Origin of the sequence: Maribacter polysaccharolyticus (assembly GCF_028882255.1) — a bacterium.
Classification (GTDB): domain Bacteria; phylum Bacteroidota; class Bacteroidia; order Flavobacteriales; family Flavobacteriaceae; genus Maribacter_A; species Maribacter_A polysaccharolyticus.
The window spans coordinates 655,329-668,222 of the sequence record NZ_JARBUY010000002.1 but is presented as its reverse complement, the minus strand read 5'-3'; the positions used below and the strand labels follow the sequence as shown (position 1 = coordinate 668,222).

The window sequence follows — 12,894 nt, the reverse complement described above, 5'->3', positions numbered from 1 at the left end:
TCAACATTTAAAATTCGATCATGAGAAATAAAATCCGACAACCGTCCATAAAGACCTGCAAAATCCTACTGTTCGCCTTCTTGTTCATAGGATTGATAGGCACACCCAAAGCATTCGCTTTTTTCCAAGATATCCAAGAGCAAGAAATGGAATACAAGCAGTACAAGGGTAAAATCATGGATGCCGACACCAAAAATCCCTTGGTTTTTGCCACCCTTTCAGTTGAAAACACGAACATTAGCATAATTTCCAATACGGATGGCGAATTCGTGCTAAAGGTTCCGTCCACTATGGAATCGGGCAACGTTACGGTCACTTTCTTGGGCTACAGGACCAAAACGATCCCGCTTTCAGAATTCAGTGAAGATAAGAACAAAATCTATATGGATGTTTTTGTGGAAGCCCTAAGCGAAGTCAGTTTAAGTATTCCCAAGGATGCTGAGGAATTGGTGCGTGAAACCCTGAACAGAAAAGGACAGAACTATTTTAACGACCCCACCTTAATGACCGCCTTTTATAGGGAAACCATAAAAAAAAGAAAGAAAAACGTCTCCCTTTCCGAAGCTGTGGTCAATATCTATAAAGCCCCCTATAATTCAAGTAAAAATGATGGGATCACCTTATACAAAGCACGCAAAAGCACCGATTACAGCAAATTGGATACCATTGCGCTCAAATTACAAGGAGGGCCCTTCAATACCCTCCATGTAGACGTCATGAAGTACCCGGAGTATATTTTCCATGAAAATGCCTTGGATTACTATGATTTTAAATTCGAACGCTCCACCCGGATCGACAACCGACAGATTTACGTGATCAAGTTCAACCAAAAACCCAATATCACCCACCAATTATACACAGGTCAATTATTCATTGATCCGGAACGTAAGATACTTACCAGTGCGATTTACGAACTGAACATTACCAACAAGTACGAGGCCGCTAAATTATTCGTTCGTAAAAAACCCGCCAATGCAAGGGTATGGCCCACCAAGGTCGCCTACCGGGTAGACTATCGGGAAAAAGACAATAAATGGTATTATGGATACAGCAATGTACTGTTGGAATTCAAAATCGATTGGGATAAAAAACTCTTCAACTCGGTCTATAGCCTATCTTGCGAAATGGCCGTTACCGATTGGGAAAAGAACCTAACCGACGATATGCCCAAGGCCAGGGAACGGATCAAGGCCTCCATTATTTTGGAAGACGAGGCGGTAGGATTTTCAGACCCCGATTTCTGGGGCGAATACAACATCATCGAACCGGAAAAATCGATAGAGTCGGCAATAAAGAAAATACAACGCCAACTTAAAAAGTCGAATACCAACGAGGGAAGTACAGCTCCTTAAAACCGATAGGGACATAGAATAGAAACGTCCTGATGATATTTCAGGACGTTTCTTTTTATTCCGTAATAATGGATTCGATCAATTGGCCACTTCACTAATGAATTTAAGCCGATACAACCTAAGGTCTTCTTCTTCATATTCCCCATCGAACTCTTGCATGGCCTCCTCAAGATCATCGGTCTCGGCCTCCAAGAAATAGTCATGGATCTCTTCCTGTTGATCTTCATCCAAAACCTCATCGATATAATAACCGATATTCAATTTTGTACCGCTATAGACTATTTGCTCCATTTCCTTGATGAGCTCAGAAATTTCAAGTCCTTTGGCCGAGGCAATATCCTCCAGATCCAGTTTGCGATCCACATTCTGGATAATATAGAGTTTAAGCCCTGAATTTGCGCCTGTACTTTTGACGACAAGGTCGTCTGGCCGAATAATGTCATTCCCTTCCACATATTCTGCAATGGCCTTAAGGAAGGGTTTTCCATACTTTTTGGCCTTACCCTCTCCTACCCCATAGATGTTCAACATCTCTTCCATGGTAATGGGGTATTTTAAAGCCATATCCTGTAAAGAGGGGTCCTGGAACACTACAAAAGGAGGCACACCTAGTGCGTCGGCCTGTTTTTTTCGAAGCGATTTCAGGAGCTTCAAGAGTTTCTCATCGGCAACACCACCTTTTGAGGCGCTTACAATGGCTTCATCCCTTTCTTTGCTGTACTCATGATCCTTGGTCATCATGAACGATGTGGGATGGGCAAGGAAGGCCTTTCCGCTTTCGGTAACATGAAGGACACCGTACGACTCTATTTCTTTCTTCAAAAGACCGGCGACCAACATTTGCCGTATCAAGGCCATCCAATGATTCTCACTTTTGTCCGAACCTATCCCAAAAACCGATTTTTCATTGGCCTTATGGGAAGATATCAAGGCATTCACCTGCCCGATAATGGTTTTTACGATTTCCTTGGATTTAAATTTGCCACTGGTTTCCTCAACGGTGCGCAATATTTTAACGACATCGTCTTTTGCTTCCTGTTTTTCCTTCGGATTACGTGCATTGTCATCCATATCGGCACCTTCCCCATTCACCTCATCAAATTCTTCCCCAAAGTAGTGAAGCATGAATTTTCTTCGGGACATGGAGGTTTCCGCATAGGCGACGACTTCTTGCAACAGGGCATTTCCGATCTCTTGTTCCGCAACAGGCTTCCCGGACATGAATTTTTCGAGTTTCTCGATATCCTTATAGGAATAGAAGGCCAAACAATGCCCTTCCCCGTCATCCCGACCGGCGCGACCGGTTTCCTGATAATAACTTTCGATGCTTTTTGGAATATCGTGGTGAATGACAAAACGAACATCGGGTTTGTCGATACCCATACCAAAAGCTATGGTCGCGACCACAACATCAACATCTTCCATAAGAAACATATCCTGATACTTTGATCGCGTCTTGGCATCAAAACCGGCATGATAAGGAACCGCACTGATCCCGTTTACCTGTAAAACCTGTGCCAATTCCTCTACCCGTTTTCTGCTCAAGCAATAGATAATGCCCGATTTACCTTGATTTTGCTTGACAAACCGAATAATATCCGCGTCGACATTCGCCGTTTTAGGTCGAATTTCATAGAATAGATTGGGCCTATTGAACGAAGCCTTAAAAACCTTGGCATCATTGATCCCTAAATTCTTGATAATGTCCTCCTGCACTTTTGGGGTAGCCGTTGCCGTCAAACCGATGATCGGTATATTTTCACCCAATCGACCCACAATGGTACGCAGGTTTCTATATTCCGGTCTAAAATCGTGCCCCCATTCCGAAATACAATGCGCCTCATCAACCGCCACGAAAGAAATTTCCTGTGTTTTCAAAAAATCGACATACTCTTCCTTTGTAAGCGATTCCGGAGCAACATAAAGCAGCTTGGTCACCCCTTTCGAGATATCGCTCTTTACTTTCTTAACTTCAGTTTTGTTCAATGAGGAATTAAGCACATGGGCAACGCCATGGTTATCCGAAATGCCGCGTATTGCATCGACCTGGTTTTTCATCAAAGCAATCAAAGGGGATACGATAATGGCCGTACCCTGCTTCATTAAGGCCGGTAATTGGTAGCAAAGTGACTTACCGCCGCCCGTCGGCATTATGACGAAAGTGTTATTGCCCTTAACAATGTTTGTGATTACTTCTTCCTGTAGTCCCTTGAATCGGGAAAATCCGAAATACTTTTTTAACGAGGCATGTATATCCATATCATTTAGCCCCATCTCCTTTTTTGCCATCTGTTCTTCATATTCAATGACCTAGGTCATCAACCAATATTCATTCAAGATAAGGTGTTTTATCCTACTATACAAATTGCACCTTAATATCCTTTAAAACTTAACTATTGTATAATAGTAAGTTTATGTAATTTTGTAAACTTAAATATAATACATTCTTTATTAGGATTACAATCCTTAACCTCAAATATACATTGAACAATTCAGATACCATACTTCAATTAGCCAGAAAAACCATTGAAACCGAAAGTAAGGCCATAGGTAATTTGGCAAACCTCCTAAATGAGGATTTTGCATTAACGGTAAATCGGATCTTAAATTCCAAAGGACGTGTCATTATCACGGGGATCGGTAAAAGCGCCATAATCGCCACCAAAATAGTGGCCACGTTGAATTCTACGGGGACACCGGCCGTATTCATGCACGCAGGTGACGCCATACATGGTGATTTGGGAACCATACAGGACGATGACGTCGTGATATGCATTTCCAAAAGCGGCAATACTCCAGAGATCAAAATGCTGGTTCCTTTGATCAAAAGAGGTAAAAATATCCTGATCGCGATGACCGGAAATACCGATTCGTTCCTGGCCCAACAAGCCCACCACGTATTGAACACCTTTGTAGAGAAAGAGGCCTGTCCCAACAATCTCGCACCTACGACCAGCACATCGGCGCAATTGGTCATGGGCGACGCATTGGCCATTTGTTTATTGGAATCAAAGGGATTCAGCAGCAAGGATTTTGCCAAATACCATCCAGGTGGCTCCTTGGGCAAACGCTTGTACCTTACCGTAGGCGACATTGTACAAACCAACATGAAACCCCAAGTTGACATAGATACCGATATTCGCAAGGTCATCGTCGAGATTTCCGAAAAAATGTTGGGTGTGGCCGCCGTCATACATGAAAAAAAACTTGTAGGAGTGGTCACGGATGGGGATATTCGTAGAATGTTGAATAAATATGAAAACATCAATGGATTAAAGGCCAAGGACATCATGACCCTTTCCCCCAAGACCATTGAAACCAAAAAACTGGCCATTACGGCCCTTGAACTGATGCAAGAAAATGAGATTTCCCAGTTATTGGCAGTTGAAAAAGGGGTTTATAAAGGTATCGTCCATTTACACAACTTAATTAACGAAGGCATATTATAATGGCAAAAACCGAAGCAAAAAGTCCGGACGAAATGTCTTTTCTTGATCATCTAGAGGAATTGCGATGGCATCTGATACGCGCTACCCTGGCGATTGTCATTATTGGGGCCGTAGCTTTTCTTATGAGAGGCTTTATTTTTGACACCGTCATTTTCGGGCCTTCAAAAATGGACTTCCCTACCTATCGCCTGTTTTGTGAGATAGCGACCTCCTTAGGTTTCGACTCGGCATTTTGTGCCGAAAAATTACCGTTTACCATACAGAGCCGTTTAATGTCGGGGCAATTTTCAGCCCATATCTGGACCTCTATTTGGGCAGGTTTCATCTTGGGATTCCCTTATGTTCTCTACGAATTATGGAAGTTCATCAGTCCGGGTCTGTACGAAAAGGAACGGAGAAACTCCCGTGGTTTCATCCTTATCGCTTCTTTTCTGTTTTTTATCGGGGTACTCTTCGGCTATTACGTCGTTGCGCCACTATCGATCAATTTCCTGGGCACCTATCAAGTCAGTGAATTGGTACTGAACGAGTTTGACATAGGATCCTATATCGCTACCGTACGTTCTTCGGTAATCGCATGTGGCATCCTATTTGAACTACCTATCCTGATATACTTTTTAACCAAAATAGGATTGGTCACTCCCGATTTGATGAAGAAATATCGAAAAATCGCTTTGGTCATCGTCCTTATTTTATCGGCTGTAATTACCCCTCCGGATGTCGCGAGTCAAATAATCGTAGCCGTTCCCGTTCTTATTTTATACCAAGTAAGCATCTATATTTCAAAAATGGTCTTGAAGTCCGAAGCCAAAAAAGAAGCCAGGATGGCCGCCAAGAATACTAAAAAAGGTTAAAAAACCATGAATAAAACGACATCTCCCAGTATTTAGATTTAGATTTGATGGATGTTATGTTTGATTTTATCCAAAGCCATATATGAAGCTCAGAGCAGATAATATTATGAAAGCCTATCGAGGGCGACAGGTTGTTAAAGGCATTTCACTGGAAGTCAACCAAGGGGAAATCGTTGGACTCCTTGGGCCCAATGGAGCTGGAAAAACGACTTCGTTCTACATGATCGTCGGGCTTATTAAACCCAATAGTGGAAACATCTATCTGGATGACATGGAAATAACCAACTTCCCGATGTACAAAAGGGCCCAAAACGGTATTGGCTATTTGGCACAGGAAGCTTCGGTCTTTCGCAAATTGAGCATTGAAAAGAATATCCTAAGCGTTCTGCAACTCACAAGCCTGAGCAAAAAAGAACAACGCATGAAAATGGAATCGCTCATAGAGGAATTCGGTCTTGGGCATATTCGAAAAAACAGGGGCGATCTACTTTCCGGAGGGGAACGACGAAGGACCGAGATTGCCAGGGCCCTTGCCACCGACCCTAAATTCATTCTGTTGGATGAGCCCTTTGCAGGGGTCGACCCCGTGGCCGTTGAGGATATCCAACGGATCGTGGCCCATTTAAAAGATAAGAATATCGGTATCTTGATTACCGACCATAATGTTCAGGAAACCTTGGCGATTACCGAGCGCTCCTATTTGATGTTCGAAGGGGGTATCCTAAAATCAGGTATTCCCGAAGATCTTGCAGCCGATGAAATGGTGCGTAAGGTATACCTGGGGCAAAACTTTGAACTGCGTAAAAAGAAGTTGGATTTTTAAGCAACCAACGGCAACCCTTTTTAATTTTGTCCGTTTTCCCGCGTGGATTCCGTTGCGCATATATTCCCATCCTTACACTTTATAGGTCCCAGTAAGGCATCAACCTATTGTTCGCACCCTAATTTCCTGTCCGTTCAATAGTTCTCCATTAGGCAATGACCCATATACCCATACGAAAGTAGCCCTTAATGGGCAGGTCAACCCGATAGCGCTACGACCAGATTACCGACATGATGAAAAGGAGCGATTACCTTAAAGAAGATCCGTATTCCTGATGGCCCTAATGGGCTGGGATCTGGAATGCCAGGAGTGGAATTAATGGGACATTTTTTGTGAAAAAGCAGTAATCACGTCATTAAAAGCCCAAAGGGGCCCAAAGAAGGGGATACGTCAGGACTGTAAACGCCCCACCAACGAACTAAGGACATAAAAAACGATTATCGCCGGAATGGCCAAATACTTCATGGTCATCAGCAACACCAAACTAACGATAAGGAAAATATAACGCTGCGAATTATCCTTGAAATTCCATGTCTTGAATTTCAAGGCGAACAATTCGATTTTCGCATTCAATAAATAGGTACTTAACAAGGTGATCCCGATCAAAAACCACTGGTTAAGGATAACACTGTTTAAAATATCATTACCCTGATATAATAATATCAACGGTAGGGATAAGATCAATAAGGCATTGGCCGGGGTCGGCAAACCTATAAAGGAGCTTGTCTGGTTTTCATCTATATTGAATTTGGCCAAACGGTATGCAGAGGCCATGGTAATCAAAAATCCCAAAAAGGGCAATGGAGCAACCTTCAATCCGACCCAAAAAGTATCGTGGGCAATTTCGGAAGAAAGATTCACATTCCACCCCCCACTCATCGACATGCCCAATAATTGAAACATAACGATACCAGGAACAAGTCCACTGGTAATTACATCGGCCAATGAGTCCAATTGCAATCCCAATTCACTTTTCACATTTAAAATACGGGCTGCCATTCCGTCAAAAAAGTCAAAGATAATCCCTAGAAAGACAAAAAATGCGGCAAGTTCCAACTGGTTCAAAACAGCGAAGACCGTGGCCACACTTCCACAAAAAACATTCATCAAAGTAAGGAAATTGGGTATATGGCGTTTCATATAAAAATGTTTACGTAAAAATAATACAAATATTACGAAGCAGGGGTTGCAGGGTACTTTTCAAGCAAAAAAATTAAGATGGCAAAAGGGAAATTCGTTATCCCGGCATAAAATAAAGCCTCCGATCCCACCCCTCAACACGACCAAAAAAGGATCCCTTTTAAGAACCATTAACAATAACCCCCCTTCTAAACAATTTATTCAGATATTTGCCACTGAAAATTTTCCAATAAAAAAGTATGCCGCTAAAAAGGTTGACCACATTCCTTTTATTTGCCCTTTCAATGGTAGGGCATTCCCAGATTCCGGATTTATCCCCATTATCCAAAATCAGTGTCATGACCTGTGGTCCTGGTGAAGAGCTCTATGCTACCTTTGGCCATAGCGCCTTTAGGGTAAAAGACCCGGCAATAGGTTTGGATATCATCTACAATTATGGGGTTTTTGACTTTTATTCGGATAATTTTTATGTGAATTTTGCCAAAGGCAAATTGGATTATAAACTCGCACGCCAGCGTTACTCCAATTTTATCAGGGAATACAAATACGACAATAGATGGGTAAATGAACAGGTCTTACAGTTATCCCAATCCGAAAAAAATGAATTGTTCCGATTTTTAGAGAACAATGCCCTTCCCGAAAACAGTACCTACCCATACGATTTCTTTTATAACAACTGTGCCACGAAAATTTGGGACGTACTCGATACGGTCTTTCCCGAAAAATTGGTGTTCGACGAAGATTATCTTGAAAAACAATATACGCACCGCGAACTTATCCGGCTTAATATGCCACTCAATTCATGGTCGGCATTTGGCATAGATCTAGCCCTTGGAGCGGTTATCGATGATATCGCCACCCCTAAAGAACATATGTTCTTGCCCATATACATCATGAAGGAGATAAATAAAGCGAAACTTGGGACAAAACCCTTGTTGCGTACCTTAAAAACCATATACAAGCCCCAACCCCAAGAACCCAAAAGCAATTTCCTGGGATCCCCATTATTTTGGGCCTTGGGTTTACTGCTCTTGGTTATCATCTTTACTTTTTCGGATCATAGGAACAACCGAAGAACAAAAGGAGTCGATCTTGCCCTGTTCCTTTTAACGGGCATCGCCGGTATGGTCATTTTTTTCCTTTGGTTTATAACGGATCATACGGCAACCGCCAACAATTTCAACATCCTTTGGGCCTTTCCATTTAATTTGATTACCGCTTTTTTCATTGGCCGAAAACAATCACTCCCTTGGTGGACAAACAAATACTTACTGATGGTATTGGCGCTATTAATGGCCGTTGTTCCCTTATGGGTCTTAGAGGTCCAGATTTTTTCCCCTGTGCTTATCCCAATTCTATTGGCTTTGGGCATTCGATATTCGTTTCTATACGTTCATAATCACAAACAAAAAACCCAATCCATAGCATGAACCTACTTTCTGTTGAAAATATAGCCAAATCCTACGGCGAGCTGGTACTCTTCGATGACATCTCCTTTGGGGTGAACAAAGACCAAAAAATTGCTTTGATCGCGAAGAATGGTGATGGCAAAACCTCGATATTGAACATTTTATCGGGGAAAGATGTACCGGACTCAGGCTTGGTAAACTACCGCAAAGGGACCCGTGTTTCCTTTTTGGAACAGGAACCTGACATGAATCCGGACCTGACGATCGAAGAAACCATTTTCGCTTCGGATAACGATATATTGAAAGTCATCCTTGCTTATGAAAAGGCCTTGGAAAACCCGGAAGACGAAGAAGCCTACCAAAAGGCCTTCGAAGCCATGGACCGCAACGATGCTTGGGACTTTGAAACCCAATACAAGCAAATACTCTTTAAACTTAAATTAGAGGACATACACGCCAAGGTTGGACTCCTCTCCGGAGGACAAAAAAAACGTTTGGCCTTGGCCAATGCACTTATAAACAAACCCGACCTCCTGATCCTAGATGAGCCCACCAACCATTTGGACCTGGAAATGATCGAATGGCTAGAACAGTATTTCTCCAAGGAAAACATAACCTTGTTCATGGTTACCCACGACCGTTATTTCCTAGAGCGTGTCTGCAACGAAATCATCGAACTTGATGGCGGAAAACTATACCCTTACAAGGGGAATTATTCGTACTATCTGGAAAAAAAGGAAGCCCGATTGGAACAGGAAGCCGTAGAACAGCATAAATCCAAGTTGCTCTTTAAAAAGGAGTTGAGCTGGATGCGTAGGCAACCTAAGGCCAGGACAACTAAATCGAAGTCAAGGATCGATGATTTCCAAGCCATTAAAGAAAAAGCGCATCAACGTCGCAATGAACATGAGGTACAACTGGAAATCAATATGGAAAGAATCGGCAGCAAGATCTTGGAGTTGCACAAAATCTCCAAATCCTTTCCGGGGAAGCCTATTCTAGACCAGTTCGATTATACGTTTACCAAAGGGGAACGTGTCGGGATTATCGGCAAGAACGGCACCGGGAAATCAACATTCCTGAATATCCTCTCGGGAACGGAAAAAGCAGACGGCGGAAAAGTGGTTATCGGCGATACCATTAAAATAGGATACTATACCCAGAAAGGCATTACCATAAAACAAGGCCAAAAGGTCATCGATGTCATCCGGGAGTTCGGGGATTACATCCCTTTGAAAAAAGGCAAACAAATTTCTGCCCAGCAGCTGTTGGAACGATTTCTGTTCGATCGCAAAAAACAATATGATTTTGTCGAGAAACTAAGTGGGGGCGAACGCAAGCGCCTGTATTTATGTACCGTTTTGATCCAGAACCCCAACTTTCTCATTTTGGACGAACCTACCAACGACCTGGACATCATGACCCTGAACGTATTGGAAAGTTTCCTGTTGGATTTTCCGGGCTGCCTTATGGTCGTATCCCACGATCGCTACTTTATGGATAAGATCGTGGATCACCTCTTTGTGTTCAGGGGCGATGCCGTTATCGAAGACTTTCCGGGCAATTACTCCGATTACAGGGCCTATGAAGACAGTCAGGTGGCCGAAAACAGATCTGAAAAAAACAAGGGCAGTGAAAACAATACCACCAAGAATTCGTGGAAAGAAGAAAGTAGTGGAACAAAATTGTCCTATTTGGAACAAAAAGAGTTTAAATCCTTGGAGCGGGAAATACATCGCTTAGAGGAGCAAAAAGAAAAAGTCCAACACCGTTTTACCGATAGTGGCCTAACGGGAGAGGAAATAGACGCCCTTTCCATTGAACTGAAAGAAATAACGGAAGCGATAGAAACGAAAACCGAACGTTGGTTTGAACTTTCTGCCATGATGGAATAAAAATCAGTAACACATCAATAAAAACATGTTGTACCGCTTTATTTCCTATATCGGTTTTATTTTCAGTTCGACCAACCAACACGGTGTGCATTCGCCTTTCATCTATAATTTCATCACTAAATGCCTGTACGGAAAATCCAAGTACAAAGGTCGGAAAACGATTAAAACCCTTTTAAAAAGCATCACCTATTTCAACGCAGTGCACATAAGTGTCCTCCCTGAAGACGGCACCCTGATCGAACTGATTCGGGAATCATTCCCCCAAACCAAATTCAATGCCCCATCAGACCTTATCTATATGGGCACCCCATGTGCAACCCAATTTACCCAAATCCTAAAAGGCAAATCGTATCATAACGATACCATACTCCTCATCGATAAGATTTATGGAAACAAGAAAAATACCCAAGAGTGGGAAGCTTTCAAACAACATGAAAAAGTAACCGTCTCCGTAGATATGTTCAGCTGTGGGGCGCTATTTTTCAGAAAAGAACAAGCAAAGGAACATTTTAAGATTCGAATATAAACCCGTAACTTTAATACATGGCATCACCACGATGCCGAGCGATGTGGAATACGAAAAAAATAATCCCCAAAGGGAAATCTAAGTCGAGAAATTATGGAATATCCAATTTATACGGTGTTAGGGGTACTCATTATCATTTATTTGTTTTTTTTGATTTTCAACAGGAACAAGTCCAAAAGAAGAAAATCCAAAAAATTCATGGAAAATTATCGCCGTGAAGACAAAAAAAAGAACTAAGAATAAACCTAACAACATTACTCATTTCATTCATGAAAATATACACTAAGACAGGTGACAAAGGAACTACGGCCCTTTTCGGAGGTACCCGAGTCTCAAAAAACCATATCAGAATAGACAGTTACGGCACCATTGACGAGCTGAATGCCTGGATCGGCCTTATCCGCGATCAGGAAATGGATGCCTATACCAAAAACCTCCTTACCCTTATACAGCATAAACTTTTTACTTTGGGTGCCATTTTGGCTACCGACCCTAAAAAAGCCATCCTAAAAAACGGAAGGGAACGATTGAACATCCCCAAGATCGATGCATCGGACATTGAATTATTGGAGAACGAAATGGATGTCATGAATGAATCCCTGCCACCCATGACCCATTTTATACTGCCTGGCGGACATACCACGGTGTCATACTGTCATATTGCACGTACAGTTTGTCGTAGGGCCGAAAGAATGGCCACGGAACTTTTCGAAAAGGAACCCTTTGAAGAAAACGTAATGTCCTATATAAATCGCCTCTCGGACTTCCTTTTTGTCTTGGCACGAAAATTGTCGAAGGACCTTAATGCGAAGGAAATCAAATGGATTCCAGAAAAAAAGGACCAATAAATTTCGATTTTCTTCGTTATCAAACAATTATCGCATAAATAATTGCAAAAACCCTTGGCTATTTCAAGATTAAAATTATTTTTGCAAAAATTTAAAACCATCTTTTAAAATGTATTGGACTTTAGAACTAGCGTCATATTTAAGTGATGCACCTTGGCCGGCTACCAAAGACGAACTAATCGATTATTCCATTAGAACAGGTGCCCCTTTGGAGGTTGTAGAAAATTTACAATCAATGGAAGAAGAGGGTGGTGAAATTTACGAGTCCATCGAAGAAATTTGGCCAGATTACCCTACTGAAGAAGATTACCTCTGGAACGAGGATGAATATTAGATAAGTTAAAATGTATTAAAAGGTCTCTTCGGAGACTTTTTTTTATGATTATATTATCATCACTGCCCGGATAAAAAGGAAGAAAATAGCATCCAAAATGTTAACTTCGCAGTGAAATAGGATCCACAGGGAATTTTCTCGGTAAATTTGGCAGTAAATCAGGTCTTCACCCATAAGAACAAAAACTGGAACACCTTTTGCGATATCCCTGCGATAACCCATTGAAGGGTTTTTAAATATAAAGGAGATAAGAATATAGAAAGA

General features: G+C 42.0%; 12 protein-coding genes. 10 read left to right on the top strand and 2 right to left on the bottom strand.

The window, feature by feature from the left end:
- Positions 1–20 precede the first annotated feature (20 nt).
- On the top strand, positions 21–1,352 hold the full coding sequence (locus PHU20_RS08810; protein WP_274824984.1) for a carboxypeptidase-like regulatory domain-containing protein: 1,332 nt from the start codon (positions 21–23) through the stop codon (positions 1,350–1,352).
- Positions 1,353–1,430: 78 nt separating this feature from the next.
- On the opposite strand, the gene recQ is transcribed toward PHU20_RS08810, so the two are convergent.
- Positions 1,431–3,641 carry a DNA helicase RecQ gene (gene recQ / locus PHU20_RS08805; protein ID WP_420828671.1) on the bottom strand — a complete coding sequence of 737 codons (2,211 nt, stop codon included), beginning with the start codon at positions 3,639–3,641 and terminating at the stop codon, positions 1,431–1,433.
- A 194-nt stretch (positions 3,642–3,835) separates the two neighbouring features.
- Here recQ and PHU20_RS08800 point away from each other — a divergent pair, with 194 nt between their 5' ends.
- From PHU20_RS08800 to lptB, 3 genes are all read left to right on the top strand, one after another.
- The gene (locus tag PHU20_RS08800) at positions 3,836–4,801 is read left to right on the top strand and encodes a KpsF/GutQ family sugar-phosphate isomerase (protein WP_274824983.1); all 966 of its coding nucleotides are present in this window, start codon (positions 3,836–3,838) and stop codon (positions 4,799–4,801) included.
- Complete coding sequence (tatC, locus tag PHU20_RS08795; RefSeq protein WP_274824982.1) at positions 4,801–5,655, top strand: twin-arginine translocase subunit TatC; 855 nt, start codon at positions 4,801–4,803, stop codon at positions 5,653–5,655. The genes PHU20_RS08800 and tatC overlap by 1 nt, the downstream gene beginning before the upstream one ends.
- A gap of 82 nt (positions 5,656–5,737) precedes the next feature.
- On the top strand, positions 5,738–6,478 hold the full coding sequence (gene lptB / locus PHU20_RS08790; RefSeq protein ID WP_274824981.1) for an LPS export ABC transporter ATP-binding protein: 741 nt from the start codon (positions 5,738–5,740) through the stop codon (positions 6,476–6,478).
- Between the two features lie 390 nt (positions 6,479–6,868).
- Here the strand turns inward: lptB and PHU20_RS08785 are convergent, their stop codons facing one another.
- Positions 6,869–7,618, bottom strand: a complete 750-nt coding sequence (locus tag PHU20_RS08785) for a CDP-alcohol phosphatidyltransferase family protein (RefSeq protein ID WP_274824980.1) — start codon at positions 7,616–7,618, stop codon at positions 6,869–6,871.
- Positions 7,619–7,857: 239 nt separating this feature from the next.
- On the opposite strand from PHU20_RS08785, the gene PHU20_RS08780 reads away from it, so the two are divergent.
- From PHU20_RS08780 to PHU20_RS08755, 6 genes are all read left to right on the top strand, one after another.
- Positions 7,858–9,048, top strand: a complete 1,191-nt coding sequence (locus tag PHU20_RS08780) for a lipoprotein N-acyltransferase Lnb domain-containing protein (protein WP_274824979.1) — start codon at positions 7,858–7,860, stop codon at positions 9,046–9,048.
- Positions 9,045–10,922 carry an ABC-F family ATP-binding cassette domain-containing protein gene (locus PHU20_RS08775; RefSeq protein ID WP_274824978.1) on the top strand — a complete coding sequence of 626 codons (1,878 nt, stop codon included), beginning with the start codon at positions 9,045–9,047 and terminating at the stop codon, positions 10,920–10,922. The genes PHU20_RS08780 and PHU20_RS08775 overlap by 4 nt, the downstream gene beginning before the upstream one ends.
- A 25-nt stretch (positions 10,923–10,947) precedes the next feature.
- A complete protein-coding gene (locus tag PHU20_RS08770; protein ID WP_274824977.1) occupies positions 10,948–11,448 on the top strand; it encodes a hypothetical protein in 501 nt (166 codons plus the stop codon).
- 93 nt (positions 11,449–11,541) lie between these two features.
- Positions 11,542–11,685: a hypothetical protein gene (locus tag PHU20_RS08765; protein ID WP_274824976.1), complete on the top strand. Its 144-nt coding sequence runs from the start codon at positions 11,542–11,544 to the stop codon at positions 11,683–11,685.
- 32 nt (positions 11,686–11,717) lie between these two features.
- Complete coding sequence (locus tag PHU20_RS08760) at positions 11,718–12,296, top strand: cob(I)yrinic acid a,c-diamide adenosyltransferase (RefSeq protein WP_274824975.1); 579 nt, start codon at positions 11,718–11,720, stop codon at positions 12,294–12,296.
- Between the two features lie 109 nt (positions 12,297–12,405).
- Positions 12,406–12,630, top strand: coding sequence for a DUF2795 domain-containing protein (locus PHU20_RS08755; RefSeq protein ID WP_013994285.1), 225 nt, complete (start codon positions 12,406–12,408; stop codon positions 12,628–12,630).
- Positions 12,631–12,894: the final 264 nt, after the last annotated feature.

What these genes read in the sequence shown, in the direction of transcription:
- PHU20_RS08760 (WP_274824975.1), top strand. Translation starts at nt 11,718, where the DNA reads ATGAAAATATACACTAAGACAGGTGACAAAGGAACTACGGCCCTTTTC.
- tatC (WP_274824982.1), top strand. Translation starts at nt 4,801, where the DNA reads ATGGCAAAAACCGAAGCAAAAAGTCCGGACGAAATGTCTTTTCTTGAT.
- PHU20_RS08755 (WP_013994285.1), top strand. Translation starts at nt 12,406, where the DNA reads ATGTATTGGACTTTAGAACTAGCGTCATATTTAAGTGATGCACCTTGG.
- PHU20_RS08780 (WP_274824979.1), top strand. Translation starts at nt 7,858, where the DNA reads ATGCCGCTAAAAAGGTTGACCACATTCCTTTTATTTGCCCTTTCAATG.
- PHU20_RS08765 (WP_274824976.1), top strand. Translation starts at nt 11,542, where the DNA reads ATGGAATATCCAATTTATACGGTGTTAGGGGTACTCATTATCATTTAT.
- PHU20_RS08810 (WP_274824984.1), top strand. Translation starts at nt 21, where the DNA reads ATGAGAAATAAAATCCGACAACCGTCCATAAAGACCTGCAAAATCCTA.
- recQ (WP_420828671.1), bottom strand. Translation starts at nt 3,641, where the DNA reads ATGGCAAAAAAGGAGATGGGGCTAAATGATATGGATATACATGCCTCG.
- PHU20_RS08785 (WP_274824980.1), bottom strand. Translation starts at nt 7,618, where the DNA reads ATGAAACGCCATATACCCAATTTCCTTACTTTGATGAATGTTTTTTGT.
- PHU20_RS08775 (WP_274824978.1), top strand. Translation starts at nt 9,045, where the DNA reads ATGAACCTACTTTCTGTTGAAAATATAGCCAAATCCTACGGCGAGCTG.
- PHU20_RS08770 (WP_274824977.1), top strand. Translation starts at nt 10,948, where the DNA reads ATGTTGTACCGCTTTATTTCCTATATCGGTTTTATTTTCAGTTCGACC.
- lptB (WP_274824981.1), top strand. Translation starts at nt 5,738, where the DNA reads ATGAAGCTCAGAGCAGATAATATTATGAAAGCCTATCGAGGGCGACAG.